This is a genomic window from Brevundimonas viscosa, assembly GCF_900116065.1.
Taxonomy (GTDB): Bacteria; Pseudomonadota; Alphaproteobacteria; order Caulobacterales; family Caulobacteraceae; genus Brevundimonas; species Brevundimonas viscosa.
In genome coordinates, this window is the sequence record NZ_FOZV01000004.1 from 251,743 (window position 1) to 264,956 (window position 13,214).

Annotated in this window: 12 protein-coding genes; all 12 read left to right on the forward strand. The window is 69.4% G+C overall.

Annotation, left to right across the window (positions count from 1 at the left end; genetic code table 11):
• The first annotated feature begins 3 nt into the window (after positions 1-3).
• The 12 genes from nuoN to BM333_RS09825 are packed head-to-tail and all read left to right on the forward strand — an operon-like array spanning position 4 to position 13,213.
• Positions 4-1,446: an NADH-quinone oxidoreductase subunit NuoN gene (nuoN, locus tag BM333_RS09770; protein ID WP_092310501.1), complete on the forward strand. Its 1,443-nt coding sequence runs from the start codon at positions 4-6 to the stop codon at positions 1,444-1,446.
• 37 nt (positions 1,447-1,483) lie between these two features.
• Positions 1,484-2,248: a biotin--[acetyl-CoA-carboxylase] ligase gene (locus BM333_RS09775; protein WP_092310504.1), complete on the forward strand. Its 765-nt coding sequence runs from the start codon at positions 1,484-1,486 to the stop codon at positions 2,246-2,248.
• Positions 2,245-3,027: a type III pantothenate kinase gene (locus BM333_RS09780; protein WP_092310507.1), complete on the forward strand. Its 783-nt coding sequence runs from the start codon at positions 2,245-2,247 to the stop codon at positions 3,025-3,027. Before BM333_RS09775 ends, BM333_RS09780 begins: the two co-directional genes overlap by 4 nt.
• Positions 3,024-4,697 (forward strand): ribonuclease J, encoded by a 1,674-nt coding sequence (locus BM333_RS09785; protein ID WP_092310510.1) that lies wholly within the window; start codon positions 3,024-3,026, stop codon positions 4,695-4,697. Before BM333_RS09780 ends, BM333_RS09785 begins: the two co-directional genes overlap by 4 nt.
• A gap of 56 nt (positions 4,698-4,753) precedes the next feature.
• Complete coding sequence (gene pyrH / locus BM333_RS09790; RefSeq protein ID WP_092310513.1) at positions 4,754-5,497, forward strand: UMP kinase; 744 nt, start codon at positions 4,754-4,756, stop codon at positions 5,495-5,497.
• 31 nt (positions 5,498-5,528) lie between these two features.
• On the forward strand, positions 5,529-6,086 hold the full coding sequence (gene frr / locus BM333_RS09795; protein WP_092310516.1) for a ribosome recycling factor: 558 nt from the start codon (positions 5,529-5,531) through the stop codon (positions 6,084-6,086).
• Positions 6,087-6,115: 29 nt separating this feature from the next.
• Entirely contained in the window at positions 6,116-6,865 is a 750-nt protein-coding gene (gene uppS / locus BM333_RS09800; RefSeq protein WP_092310519.1) for a polyprenyl diphosphate synthase, read from the forward strand.
• Positions 6,865-7,680: a phosphatidate cytidylyltransferase gene (locus BM333_RS09805; protein ID WP_092310522.1), complete on the forward strand. Its 816-nt coding sequence runs from the start codon at positions 6,865-6,867 to the stop codon at positions 7,678-7,680. The genes uppS and BM333_RS09805 overlap by 1 nt, the downstream gene beginning before the upstream one ends.
• Positions 7,677-8,873, forward strand: coding sequence for a 1-deoxy-D-xylulose-5-phosphate reductoisomerase (dxr, locus tag BM333_RS09810; RefSeq protein ID WP_092310525.1), 1,197 nt, complete (start codon positions 7,677-7,679; stop codon positions 8,871-8,873). Before BM333_RS09805 ends, dxr begins: the two co-directional genes overlap by 4 nt.
• A gap of 23 nt (positions 8,874-8,896) precedes the next feature.
• Positions 8,897-10,111, forward strand: a complete 1,215-nt coding sequence (locus BM333_RS09815) for a M50 family metallopeptidase (protein WP_092310528.1) — start codon at positions 8,897-8,899, stop codon at positions 10,109-10,111.
• A 32-nt stretch (positions 10,112-10,143) separates the two neighbouring features.
• The gene (bamA, locus tag BM333_RS09820) at positions 10,144-12,576 is read left to right on the forward strand and encodes an outer membrane protein assembly factor BamA (RefSeq protein ID WP_092310757.1); all 2,433 of its coding nucleotides are present in this window, start codon (positions 10,144-10,146) and stop codon (positions 12,574-12,576) included.
• 40 nt (positions 12,577-12,616) lie between these two features.
• A complete protein-coding gene (locus tag BM333_RS09825) occupies positions 12,617-13,213 on the forward strand; it encodes an OmpH/Skp family outer membrane protein (RefSeq protein WP_092310531.1) in 597 nt (198 codons plus the stop codon).
• Position 13,214: the final 1 nt, after the last annotated feature.

The following is a 13,214-nucleotide window of genomic DNA, read 5'->3' on the forward strand; positions in this document are numbered from 1 at the left end:
ATGATGCCTGACCTGATCCAAGCCCTGCAGCTTTCCGCCCCCGAGGCGACCCTCGCGGTCGGCGGCCTCGTGCTCCTGATGGTCGGCGCCTTCGCCGGCGAGAAGAGCGCGCGGCTGGTGTCGACCCTGTCGGTGCTGCTGCTCGTCGCCGCGACGGCCCTCGTCGTGACCGGCCCGCTGGGCCGCGCCTTCAATGGCGCCTATGTGGCCGACCCGCTGGCGGTGTTCGGCAAGGCGGTGATCTTCCTGTCCAGCGCCGTGGCCATCGTGCTCGGCGACGGCTGGATGAAGCGCCAGCGCATCGCCCGCTTCGAGTATCCGATCCTGATCGTGCTGGCCTCGGCCGGCATGGGGATGATGGCCTCCTCGGGCGACCTGATCTCGCTCTACATCGGCATCGAGCTGCACTCGCTGGCGCTCTATGTGCTGGCCGCCTTCCACCGCGACGACCTGCGCGCTTCGGAAGCCGGTCTGAAGTATTTCGTGCTGGGTGCGCTGTCCTCGGGTCTCCTGCTGTACGGGGCCAGCCTGATCTACGGCTTCACCGGCTCGATGCGGTTCGAGGACATCGCCGCCTACGCCGCGGCCAACCCGTCGACCGGCCTGATCTTCGGCCTGGTGTTCCTGATCTGCGGCCTGGCGTTCAAGGTCTCGGCGGCGCCTTTCCACATGTGGACGCCCGACGTCTACGAGGGCGCGCCGACGCCGGTCGTGGCCCTGTTCGCCACCGCGCCGAAGGTCGCGGCCATGGTGCTGATCGCCCGGACTCTCGAAGGGGCCTTCGCCGGTTCGCACGATCAGTGGTCCCAGGTGCTGATCCTGATCTCGCTGATCTCCTTCGCCGTCGGCGCCTTCGGCGGCCTGGTGCAGAAGGACATCCAGCGCCTGCTGGCCTATTCGTCGATCGCCAACATCGGCTACGCCCTGCTCGGCATCGCCGCCGGCACCACCCTGGGCGTGCAGGCCATGCTGCTGTTCATGACCCTGTACGTCGTCGACCAGTTCGGCTTCTTCGCCATCCTTCTGTCGCTGAGCCGCAACGGCCGGCCGATCCGCACGATCCAGGACCTCGCCGGCCTGCGCAAGGAGCGACCGGTGACGACGCTGGCCCTGACCGTCCTGTCGCTGTCGGTGCTCGGCATGCCGCCGCTGTCCGGCTTCTGGGGCAAGTGGGCGGTGTTCGGCGCGGCCGCCGAGGCGGGCTACTGGATGGTCGGCGCCGCCGGTCTGGTGGCCTCGGTCGTGGCCGGCTTCTACTACCTGCGCATCATCAAGGTGATGTGGTTCGATCCGGCCCCCGAACAGGCGCCGACCGACCGCGCGCCGCTGGAGGCGAAGACCATCGCCTGGGGCTGCGCGGCCTTCAGCTTCCCGCTGGTCATCGTCGGCCTGACCTGGCTCGAGCCGTGGGCCGCCGCCGCCGCCGTGGGCTACGGAGTCGGGTGACCCCTTCCACCACGCTTCGCGTGGTCCCCCGCCCCCGATGGGGGAGGAGACCGTGACGCCGGCGCCGGTCCTGCTGTTCGACCAGACCGACTCCACCAATGCGGAGGCCCGCCGCCGGGCCGAGGCCGGCGAAACCGGACCGCTGTGGATCGCCGCGCGCCGGCAGACGGCAGGGCGCGGGCGGCGCGGCCGGGCATGGGAGAGCGACACCGGCAATCTGTTCGCCACCCTGCTGACCACGACCCGGAAGCCGCCCGCGGAGGCGGCGCAGGTGACCTTCCTCGCCGCCCTGGCCGTGGCGGACCTGCTGGACCGGTACGCGCCGCCGTCGCTGGTCACGATCAAATGGCCCAACGATGTGATGCTGGCCGGCGAGAAGGTCGCCGGGGTGCTGGTGGAGTCCGGCGTCCATGCGGCCGGCGGATTGTGGCTGGCGGTCGGGATCGGGGTGAACCTCGCCCATGCCCCCGCCGGCACGGAGCGCCCGGCCACGGCGCTGGCGCAGCACCTGTCAGCCGACGTCCCCGCGCCCCCGTCCGTGGAGGTCGCCGCCCGCGAGCTGGCCGGGTGTTTCGCCGTCTGGATGGAGCGTTGGGAGACGCTGGGCTTCCAGCCGGTGCTGGACGCATGGCGCGCGCGGACGCTTGGGCTGGACGGACCGGCGACGGCGCGACTGGGACATGAGACTATCGAGGGGCGCGCCGAGGGCGTGGCGACGGACGGCGCGCTGCGGCTCAGGCTGGCCGACGGCGGCCTGCGGCTGATTTCGGCGGGCGACGTGTTCTTCGGGGAGGGCGGCTGATGCTGCTGGCGATCGAGCAGGGCAACACCAACACGCTGTTTGCGGTCCACGACGGCGCGACGTGGATCGCCCAGTGGCGGACCGCGACCGAGGCCAGTCGCACGGCCGACGAGTACGCGGTCTGGCTGACCCAGCTGCTGGCCATGCGCGGCCTGGCGCTCGGCGACCTCGATGGCTGCATCATCTCCAGCGTGGTCCCGCAGTCGATCTTCAACCTGCGAAACCTGTCGCGGCGCTATCTGGAGGTCGAGCCGCTGGTGATCGGGGAGAACGTCGACCTCGGCATGCCCGTGCGCATCCTGAAGCCGAAGGAGGCGGGGGCGGACCGGCTGGTCAATGCGCTGGGGGCGCACCTGAAGTATCCCGGCGACCTGATCGTCATCGACAGCGGCACCGCCACCACCTTCGACGTCATCGCGGCCGACGGCGCCTTCGAGGGCGGCGTGATCGCCCCGGGCATCAATCTGAGCCTGCAGGCCCTGCACGAGGCGGCCGCCATGCTGCCGCGCATCGCCATCCAGAAGCCCGAGAAGGTGATCGGCAAGGACACGGTGTCGAACATGCAGTCCGGCGTGTTCTGGGGCTACATCGCCCTGATCGAGGGGCTGGTCGCGCGCATCAAGGCCGAGTGGGGCAAGCCCATGACCGTGATCGGAACCGGCGGCGTGGCTTCCCTGTTCGAGGGGGCGACCGACAGCATCGACGCCTTCGATCCCGACCTGACCATCCGCGGCCTGCTGGAAATCTGGCGGCGGAACACCCACCTGAAGGGCGAATGACAAAACAACAATCGAACGAACTCGTCTTCCTGCCCCTGGGCGGGTCGAACGAGATCGGCATGAACCTGAACGCCTACGGCTTCGGGCCTGCCGACAATCGCCAGTGGATCGTCGTCGACGTCGGCGTGACCTTCGGCGACAACTCCACCCCCGGCGTCGACGTGATCGTGCCCGACCCGAGTTTCCTCGAAGGTGAGGACATCATCGGCATCGTGCTGACCCACGCGCACGAGGACCACATCGGCGCGCTGGGCTGGCTGTGGCCGCGCATCAAGGCGCCGCTGTACGCCACGCCGTTCACCGCCTTCCTGATCCGCGAGAAGCTGCGCGACGCGGGCATCCTCGACCGGGTGACGCTGCACGAGGTGCCGCTGGGCGGGCAGATCGACCTGGGCCCGTTCCAGGTCGAGATGGTGACCATCACCCATTCGATCGCGGAGCCGAACGGCCTGGCCATCAAGACGCCGCTGGGCACGGTGCTGCACACCGGCGACTGGAAGATCGACAACGACCCCGTGGTCGGCGAGCGGACCGACATCGAGACCATCCGCCGCCTCGGCGACGAGGGCGTGCTGGCCATGGTCTGCGACTCGACCAACGTCTTCCAGGAGGGCGTGGCGGGATCCGAAGGCGACGTGAAGGTCGCCCTGGCCGAGCTGATCTCGGGCCTCAAGGGACGCGTGGCGGTGGGTTGCTTCGCCTCGAACGTGGCCCGCATGGACAGCGTGATCCGCGCCGCCGAGGCGTCCGGGCGACGCGTGGCGCTGGCGGGCCGGTCGATGCACCGCATCACGGCGGCGGCCAAGTCGGTCGGCATGCTGTCGGACATCCAGCCCTTCCTGTCCGAGCAGGAGGCGCGGGTCTGGCCGGCGGACGAGATTCTCTACCTCTGCACCGGCAGCCAGGGCGAGTCGCGTGCAGCCCTGTCGCGGGTGGCCGAGGGCACCCACCCGTTCGTCAAGCTGGGGCCGGGCGACCACTGTATCTTCTCGTCGCGGGTCATCCCCGGCAACGAACTGGCCATCGGCCGGCTGCAGGACACCCTGTCGGAGCGCGGGGTGCGCATCTACACGGACAAGGATCACCCCGGCATCCACGTCTCCGGCCACCCGTGCCGCGACGAGCTGCGGCAGATGTACCAGTGGGCGCGGCCGCACGTGGCGGTGCCGACCCACGGCATGCGTCGCCACATCGCCGAGCACGCCCTGCTGGCGAAGGAGATGCAGGTCCCCGAAACCGTCACGCCGCGCAACGGCGACATGGTTCTGCTGGCCCCGGGACCGGCGCGGATCATCGACGAAGTGCCCTCGGGCCGCCTCTACGTCGACGGCGGCATGCTGGTCGAGGAGGCCGGCGCGGCCCTGCGCGAGCGGCGCCACGCCGCCTCGAACGGGGTGCTGATCGTCAGCTTCGCCATGGACCGGCGCGGCAAGATCGTCTCCGACATCGACGTGCGCGGCCTCGGCCTGCCCGGCGACGAGGAGAGCCCCCTTGGCGACCTGCTGGACGACCTCGCCGAACGGGTCGAACAGGTCGTCCGTGGACTGAAGGGCGAGGCGCTGGCGGACGAACTGGTCGCCGAGCAGGCGGTTGCGCGGGCGCTGAAGAAGGCCAGCATCCAGATCTGGGATCGCCGGCCGATCGTCGAGACCATCATCCTGAGGCTTTGAAGCACGGCCGGGCCTACCTATAAGGGTCCGATTCCGCCGTCCCCCAAGGTTGCCCGATGCCCGACGTTCCGTCCGAGTTCCGCTACAAGCGCGTCCTGCTCAAGGTCTCGGGCGAGGTGCTGATGGGCGACCAGGGCTACGGCATCGACATGAAGACCGTGGCCCAGGTCGCCGCGGCCATCGCCGACGTCGCCCGCGAGGGAGTCGAAATCTGCCTCGTCATCGGCGGCGGCAACATCTTCCGCGGCCTGAGCAAGGCCGCCGGCGACATGGATCGCGCCTCGGCTGACTACATGGGTATGCTGGCGACGGTGATGAACGCGCTGGCCATGCAGGCTGCGCTGGAGAAGATCGGCGTGCAGACGCGGGTGCAGAGCGCGCTGGTGATGAACGCCGTGGCCGAACCCTATGTGCGCCGCCGGGCCCTTCGGCACCTGGAGAAGGGCAGGGTTGTGATCTTCGCGGCCGGCGTCGGCGCGCCCTTCTTCACCACCGACTCGGGCGCCGCGCTGCGCGCCGCCGAGATGGGTTGCGACGCCCTGCTGAAGGGGACGAGCGTCGACGGCGTCTACACCGCCGATCCGAAGAAAGACCCGACCGCGACCCGCTACGACTCCCTGAGCTACCAGGAGGTGCTGGCGAAGGACCTCAAGGTGATGGACGCCTCGGCCGTGGCGCTGATGCGTGACTCCGGCATCCCGATCGTGGTGTTCTCGATCCGCGAGGACGGCTCGTTCCGGCGCACCCTGCGGGGCGAGGGCGCCTTCACCGTGATCAGCGGCGACGGCAAGTCCGTCTGACAAGACCAAAGAAAACACGAGAGAAACGACCATGGCCAAGCCAGACCTCAAGAGCTACCGCGACCGGATGGACAAGGCGGTGGCTGCGCTGAAGGAGGAGTTCTCCGGGCTGCGGACCGGCCGCGCCAACGCCGGCCTGCTGGATCCCGTGCAGGTCGAGGCCTACGGCTCGACCTCGCCGCTGAACGCCGTCGCCGCGATCAGCGTGCCGGAGCCTCGGATGATCTCGGTCAACGTCTGGGACCGCGGCATGGTGGTGTCGGTCGAGAAGGCCATCCGGGCCGCCGGCCTGGGCCTGAACCCCATCGTCGACGGCCAGACCCTGCGCATTCCGATCCCGCCGCTGACTGAGGAGCGCCGCAAGGACCTGGTCAAGCTGGCCGGGAAATACGCCGAGCAGCAGAAGATCGCCGTCCGCAACGTTCGCCGCGACGCCAACGACGATCTCAAGAAGGCCGAGAAGGCCTCGGAGATCAGCCAGGACGAGCAGAAGAAGATGGAAGCCGAGGTCCAGAAGGACACCGACGCGGCGATCAAGCGCATCGACGAAGCCTTGAAGGCCAAGGAAGTCGAGATCATGCAGGTCTGACGGCGCGTTCTGCCGTAGGATAGACGCGCATGTCCGCCGAAACCTCCAGTCCCCAGCCCGACGGGCCGCGCCATGTCGCGTTGATCATGGATGGCAACGGCCGCTGGGCCGCGGCCCGCGGCCTGCCGCGGGCGGCCGGCCACCGCGAGGGGGTCGAGGCGCTGAAGCGGACCATCCGGGCCGCGCCCGATCTCGGCATCCGCTGCCTGACCGTGTTCGGCTTCTCCACCGAGAACTGGAGCCGCCCGGCCGACGAGGTCTCGGACCTGATGGGCCTGGTCCGCGCCTATGTCGCGGCGGACCTGCGCAAGCTGGATCGAAACGGCGTGCGGGTCCGAATCCTCGGGCGGCGCGAAGGCCTGCCCGCCGACATCGCGGAGATTGTCGCCCGCACCGAGGCGACCACCGCCGGCAACGAGAAATTCCTGCTGCAGGTGGCCTTCAACTACGGCGGCCGGGCAGACATCGTCGACGCGGCGCGGCGGCACTACGAGCGGGTGGCCGCCGGACAGGCGACCGGCCCGCTCACCGAGGAGGCGCTGGCGGCGGGCCTGTCCACCGCCGACGGGCCGCCGGTGGACGTGATCGTGCGCACCTCGGGCGAGCAGCGACTGTCCAACTTCCTGCTGTGGGAAGCCGCCTACGCGGAGCTGGTCTATCAGGACATCCTCTGGCCCGACTACGGCGCCGAGGCCCTGGCCGACGTGGTCGCCCGGTTCCGCGCCCGTGAGCGCCGTTTCGGCGGCCGCCCGGCCGCGCCCGCGCGCGTGGCCGGCTGATGGCGGTCAAGGTCCGCGAGATCGGATTGCGGGCGGCCTCGGCCGTGGTGCTGGCGCCCGCGGCGGTGCTGGCCATCTGGGCCGGCGGCTTCTGGTTCCTTGGCATCATGCTGGCGGCCTGCCTGCTGCTGTCGATCGAATGGGCGATGATGAGCGCGCCGCGCGCCTGGCGGCTGATGACCGGGGCCGTGGCGTTCGGCCTGTTCGCCGCGGTCATCTCGGCCCACGTCGAGCAGCTGTCGCTGGCCCTGGTGATGCTGGTGTTCTGCGCCGTGGCGGCGGGTGTCTTCGCCCGCAGCCGGGGGCAGGAGGCGCTGGATGCGGCCTATGGGGTGCTCTACCTCGGCTGGCCGGCGGTGCTGCTGATCTGGCTGCGCGACGGCTCCACCGCCGTGGGGCTGGCGTGGACGGTCTTCGCCTTCGCCGTGGCCTGGGCCTCGGACATCATGGCCTACCTCGCCGGCTCGACCTTCGGCGGGCCCAAGCTGTGGCCGCGCTTCTCGCCCAACAAGACCTGGTCGGGCTTCATCGGAGGCCTGGCGGCCGGGTGCGCGGCGGGGGCCCTGCTGGCCGCCTTCCTCGACATGGGCATCGGCCCGCTGTGGGGCGCGGCGCTGGGGCTGGCCGCAGCGATCGCCACCATGGCCGGCGACCTCTGGGAGTCGGCGCTGAAGCGACGCTACGGAGTGAAGGACGCAGGCAATCTGATTCCGGGGCACGGAGGGCTGCTGGACCGCGTCGACGGCCTGATGTTCGCGGCCGTCGTGGTGGCCTGCGGGCGGCTGATCGCCATCCTGCTGGAGCGGAGCGCGTGATCCGCCGTCGCGTCACGGTGCTGGGCGCCACCGGCTCGGTCGGCTGCTCGACCCTCGACCTGATGGCCCAGGCCGAGGCCGGCGGCTCGGGAGCCTTCGAGGTCGAGGCCCTGACCGGCGGAGCCAACATCGCCCGTCTGGCGGAACAGGCGCGGCGCTGGAAGCCGAAGCTGGCGGTCACCGCCGACCCCGCTCGCCTCGGCGAACTGCGCGAGGCGCTGGCGGGCACGGGCGTAGAGGCGGCGGCGGGCGACGAAGCCATCACCGAGGCGGCGGCCCGGCCGGTCGACTGGGTCATGGCCGCCATCGTCGGCGCCGCCGGGCTGCGCTCGGCCTGGGCGGCGGCGGGCACCGGCGCGACGCTGGCGCTGGCCAACAAGGAGAGCCTTGTCTGCTGCGGACCTGGCCTGATCGGGCGGGTGCGCCGCTCCGGCGGACGGCTGATTCCGGTCGACTCCGAGCATTCGGCCATCTTCCAGGTGTTTCCGCATACGGCCCCGGAGCAGGTGGCGAAGCTGACCCTGACCGCCTCGGGCGGACCGTTCCGGACCACGCCGGCCGGGGCCATGGCCGACATCACCCCCGAGCAGGCGGTCGCGCATCCCAACTGGAGCATGGGCGCGAAGATCTCGGTGGACAGCGCCACCATGGCCAACAAGGGCCTGGAGATGATCGAGGCGGCCTATCTGTTCGATACGCCGTCGGAGCGGATCGACGTGGTGGTGCACCCGGAATCGATCATCCACAGCCTGGTCGAGTACATCGACGGCTCGACGCTGGCCCAGATGGGGCCGCCGGACATGAAGACGCCGATCGCCTGCGCCCTCGCCTGGCCGGACCGGATCGCCTGGCGCGCGCCACGGCTGGACCTCGCGGCTCTTGGCAAGTTGACTTTCGAGGCCCCGGACACGCGTCGTTTTCCGTTGCTGGGGCTGGCCCGCGACGCTCTGGAGGCGGGGGGGGCGGCGCCCATCGTGTTCAACGCGGCCAACGAGGTTGCGGCGGTGGCCTTCCTTGACCGTCGCTTGGGCTTTCTCAATATTGCCGCAGTCGTCGCCGACACCTTGTCGCGCATGACGGCCTCGGGGGTGGATTCCGGTTCCGAAAGCGTCTGCGACGCGGCCCTGGCCGTGGACGCGGAGGCGCGACGGACGGCGGAATCGATCGTCCGAGGTTTCGCGGCGGCGGCCTGAACGGCGGAGGGACCCATACCGGCATGACGGGCTTTCTCGGCCAGGCTCTGCTCTACATCGTGCCCTTCCTGCTGGTGCTGACGTTCATCGTCACCATCCACGAACTGGGCCATTTCCTCGTCGCCCGCGCCTTCGGCGTGAAGATCGACCGCTTCTCCATCGGTTTCGGCAAGGCGCTGCTGAGCCGCGTCGACAGGCGCGGGGTCGAGTGGCGGCTCGCCTGGATTCCGCTGGGCGGCTACGTCAAGTTCGCGGGCGATCTAGACGCCTCCAGCGTGCCCGACCGGGCAGGGCTGGACGAGCTGAAGAGCCGCATCGTCGCCGAACGCGGGCCCGGGGCCGAACGGGACTATTTCCATTTCAAGCCCGTGTGGCAGCGCGCCCTGATCGTCTTCGCCGGACCGGCCGCCAACTTCCTGCTCGCGGTGGCGCTGCTGACCGTGCTGTTCAGCGTCGTGGGCGAACAGATCGTCGCGCCCCGGGTCGCGCAGGTGGTCCCCGGATCCCCGGCGGCGGAGGCGGGCTTCCAGCCGCGCGACCTGATCACCGCCGTCAACGGCCGGGCGGTCCGCGGCGGGGACGAGGTGACCCGCATGGTCATTCTCAGCGCCGGCGATCCCCTGACCTTCACCGTCGACCGGGACGGCCGCACGGTCCGCCTGGTGGCTACGCCGGAGCGGCGAATGGAGGACGACGCCATCGCCGGTCGCGTCCGTGTGGCCCGCATCGGCCTGAACATGTATCCGCTGCCCCAGGACTACAGCTTCCGTCGCCTGAATCCGTTCGAGGCGGCCGGCAAGGGGATCGACACCATCGGCGCGGTCATCGGCTCGACCTTCCGCTACCTCGGCCGGATTTTCGTCGGCAAGGAATCGGGCGACCTGCTGAACGGGCCCCTCGGGATCGCCAAGGCGGCGGGCGGCGTGACCCAGCAGGCGGTGTCGGTCGAGGCTTCGGCGCCGCTGGTGGCGGCCTATCTCGCCCTGACCCTGGTCCAGTTCGCCGCCATAGTTTCGGTCGGAATGGGGATTGTTAATCTGCTTCCGATTCCGGTTCTCGATGGGGGACACCTGATGTTCTACGGCTATGAGGCTGTGGCGCGCCGGCCAGTGCCCGCCCGCGTCCAGGAACTGGGATACCGCGTCGGTCTTGCTTTGCTGGCGGGATTGATGTTGTTCGCAACCTGGAACGACCTGCAGAAGCTCAGCTTGTTCAAATTCCTCGGCGGGCTCGCCTGATGAGCCGACGCCAGCCCCCGATGGTTTCCCGCATGATCCGAAAAGACGCGTCCGCCCTTCGTTTCGCCCGCGCGGCGAGCCCCAGCCTGCTGGCGCTGATCGTCGCCGCCGGTCTCGCGGGGCCCGCCCTCGCCCAGACCCCGCCCGAGGCCCCGCCGGCCCCCGCGATCCAGGTGCAGCCCGAGCCCGCCCAGGCCGCGCCGGCTCCAGCGCAGTCGGAGCGGGTGCTGGTGAATCGCATCCTGGTGCGCGGCAACCAGCGCATCGACCAGACTACGGTCCTGTCCTACCTGCCGATCCAGCCGGGCGACACCGTCGACCCGGCCGTTCTCGACGTGGCCGTCCGCACCCTGACCCGCACGCAGCTGTTCGCCGACGTCCAGCTGGGCGTGCAGCCGAACGGCGACCTGGTCGTCGAGATCGTCGAGAACCCGATCATCAACCAGGTGGTGTTCGAGGGGAACGGCGCCATCAGCGACGACAAGCTGACCGAGGAAGTGACCCTCCGCCCGCGCGGCATCTACACCCGGGCGCGCGTCCAGGAGGACGTCGGCAAGATCGTCGAGCTGTACCGGCTGTCCGGGCGCATTTCGGCGACGGTGACGCCGAAGATCGTGCAGCTGGACCAGAACCGCGTCGACGTCATCTTCGAGATCGACGAGGGTCCGGAGACGGGCGTCCGCGCCATTACCTTCCTCGGCAACCAAGCCTTCTCCGACAACGACCTGCGCGAGGTTATGGTCACCAAGCAGTCGCAGTGGTGGAGGCTGTTCACCAGCAACGACAACTACGACCCGAACCGGCTGGACTACGACCGGGAGCAACTGCGGAAGTTCTACACCAACCGCGGCTATTACGACTTCCGCGTGGTCTCGGCGATCAGCGAGCTGGCTCCGGACGACAGCGCCTTCGCCATCACCCTCACCCTTGACGAGGGCGACCGCTACAACTTCGGCAACGTCGACGTCGTCACCGAGAACGACCGGCTGAACCCGGACTTCCTGCGCCTGCTGCTGCCGATCCGGGAGGGCGACCTCTACGAAAGCGACAAGATCGAACAGGCGGTCGACGCCCTGACCTTCGCCGCCGGCTCGGCCGGCTACGCCTTCGTCGAGATCGATCCCGAGTATCGCGCCAATCCGGAGACAGACACCGTCGACGTGACCTTCCGGGTGCGCGAGGGCCAGCGGGTCTACGTCGACCGGATCAATGTGGTCGGCAACACCCGGACGCTGGACAATGTCATCCGTCGCGAGATGATGCTGAGCGAAGGCGACGCCTTCAACCGCACCCTGCTGGAGCGGTCGCGCAACAATCTGCGCGCGCTCGGCTTCTTCAAGGACGTGACGGTCGAGGAAGCCCGCGGCTCGGCCCCGGACCGTTCGGTCGTCAATGTGCGGGTCGAGGAGCAGCCGACCGGCGAACTGTCGGTGGGCGCCGGCTTCAGCTCGGTCGACTCCTTCGTCGTCAACCTCGGGATCACCGAACGGAACTTCCGCGGGCGGGGCCAGAACGTCGTCGCCCGCCTCGAGTGGGGCTCGCTGCGCCAGCAGATCGATTTCCGCTTCACCGAGCCGAAATTCCTCGGTCGCGACCTGCGGGCGGGCTTCGATCTGTTCCACTCGCGCTACGATCTCAGCGAGTACTCGTCCTACGACTACCGGTCGACCGGCGGCATGGTGAGGCTGTCCTATCCGCTGAACGGCTACACCCTGTTCAGCACCCGCTACTCGCTCAAGAGCGATGAGATCATCGTTCCCTCCAACTACTGCGGCACGAGCGGCTTCGGTTCGACCGCGCTGTGCGACCAGGTCGGCTCGTTCCTGAATTCGTCGGCCGGCTACACCCTTTACGTCGACCGGCGGAACGATCCGATCCGCCCGACGCGCGGCTGGACGGGTTCGCTGCGCCAGGATTTCGCCGGCATCGGGGGAGACGTGAACTACGTCCGCACCGAGGCCGACGTCTCCGCCTACTGGGGCATCTCCCCCGAGTGGATCGTCAGCGCCAGCGCCTCGACGGGCTATGTGACGGGCTGGGGCGGGGACCCGATCCGGATCAACGACCGCTTCTTCAAGGGCGGCAACAGCTTCCGCGGGTTCGAGACCGCCGGGATGGGGCCACGCGATCTGAGAACGACCGACGCCCTCGGCGGCAACTTCTACGCCATCGGCACCCTCGAGCTGACCGTCCCCAACGGCCTTCCCGAGGAGTACGGCATCCGCACCTCGCTGTTTGCCGACGTCGGCACCCTCGGGCTGCTCGACGACCGTTACACCGTCAACGCCCAGGGCCTGCCGGACTCCAACATCGTCGACGAGCTGTCGTTGCGCGCCTCCGCCGGCGTCAGCATCCACTGGCGCTCCCCGATGGGACCGATCCGCTTCGACCTCAGCCATGTTCTCGGCCAGGAAGAGTACGACAAGACCGAGACCTTCCGCTTCTCGACCTCCACCCAGTTCTAGGAATGCGGGTCGCACGACCCGTCGCACAGGCAGTCCACCCATGAAAATCCTCGCCACCAGCGCGCTCGCCATCGCCGCCGTTCTTTTCGCCGGCTCCGCCCAGGCGCAGGCCCAGCAGCCCGCCGCGGTCCAGCACGGCGCGCCGATCGCCGGCGTTTGCGCCCTGAACCTGCAAGGGGTGTTCGCCCGCTCCACCGCCGGCCAGGGGCTCAACACGCGACTGCAGGAACTCCAGCAGGAAATCGCCGGCGAACTGGCGCCGTACCAGCAGACGATCGAGGCCGAGGACCAGGCGCTGTCCGGCGCCGGCGCCAGCCTGTCGGACACCGAGCGCCAGCAGCGCGGCCAGGCTCTCCAGCAGCGCTTCGCCGAGTTCCAGCAACTGCGCCAGACCCGCCTGCAGGAGCTGGAGTATACGGAGTTCATGCAGCGCCGGGCGCTTGGCGCCGCGGTCGATCCGATCGTCGCCGCCGTCTACCAGGAGCGCGGCTGCAGCATCCTGCTGAACCGCGCCGAGGTGTTCTACCTGAACCCGCAGATGGAGATCAGCGAGCTGGTCCTGCAGCGTCTGAACCAGCAGCTGCCCAGCCTGCCGGCCTTCAACCGCATGCCCGTTCCGGTCCAGCAGCAGCAGTAGT

What these genes read in the sequence shown, in the direction of transcription:
- nuoN (WP_092310501.1), top strand. Translation starts at nt 4, where the DNA reads ATGCCTGACCTGATCCAAGCCCTGCAGCTTTCCGCCCCCGAGGCGACC.
- BM333_RS09775 (WP_092310504.1), top strand. Translation starts at nt 1,484, where the DNA reads ATGGGGGAGGAGACCGTGACGCCGGCGCCGGTCCTGCTGTTCGACCAG.
- BM333_RS09785 (WP_092310510.1), top strand. Translation starts at nt 3,024, where the DNA reads ATGACAAAACAACAATCGAACGAACTCGTCTTCCTGCCCCTGGGCGGG.
- pyrH (WP_092310513.1), top strand. Translation starts at nt 4,754, where the DNA reads ATGCCCGACGTTCCGTCCGAGTTCCGCTACAAGCGCGTCCTGCTCAAG.
- frr (WP_092310516.1), top strand. Translation starts at nt 5,529, where the DNA reads ATGGCCAAGCCAGACCTCAAGAGCTACCGCGACCGGATGGACAAGGCG.
- uppS (WP_092310519.1), top strand. Translation starts at nt 6,116, where the DNA reads ATGTCCGCCGAAACCTCCAGTCCCCAGCCCGACGGGCCGCGCCATGTC.
- BM333_RS09805 (WP_092310522.1), top strand. Translation starts at nt 6,865, where the DNA reads ATGGCGGTCAAGGTCCGCGAGATCGGATTGCGGGCGGCCTCGGCCGTG.
- BM333_RS09815 (WP_092310528.1), top strand. Translation starts at nt 8,897, where the DNA reads ATGACGGGCTTTCTCGGCCAGGCTCTGCTCTACATCGTGCCCTTCCTG.
- bamA (WP_092310757.1), top strand. Translation starts at nt 10,144, where the DNA reads ATGATCCGAAAAGACGCGTCCGCCCTTCGTTTCGCCCGCGCGGCGAGC.
- BM333_RS09825 (WP_092310531.1), top strand. Translation starts at nt 12,617, where the DNA reads ATGAAAATCCTCGCCACCAGCGCGCTCGCCATCGCCGCCGTTCTTTTC.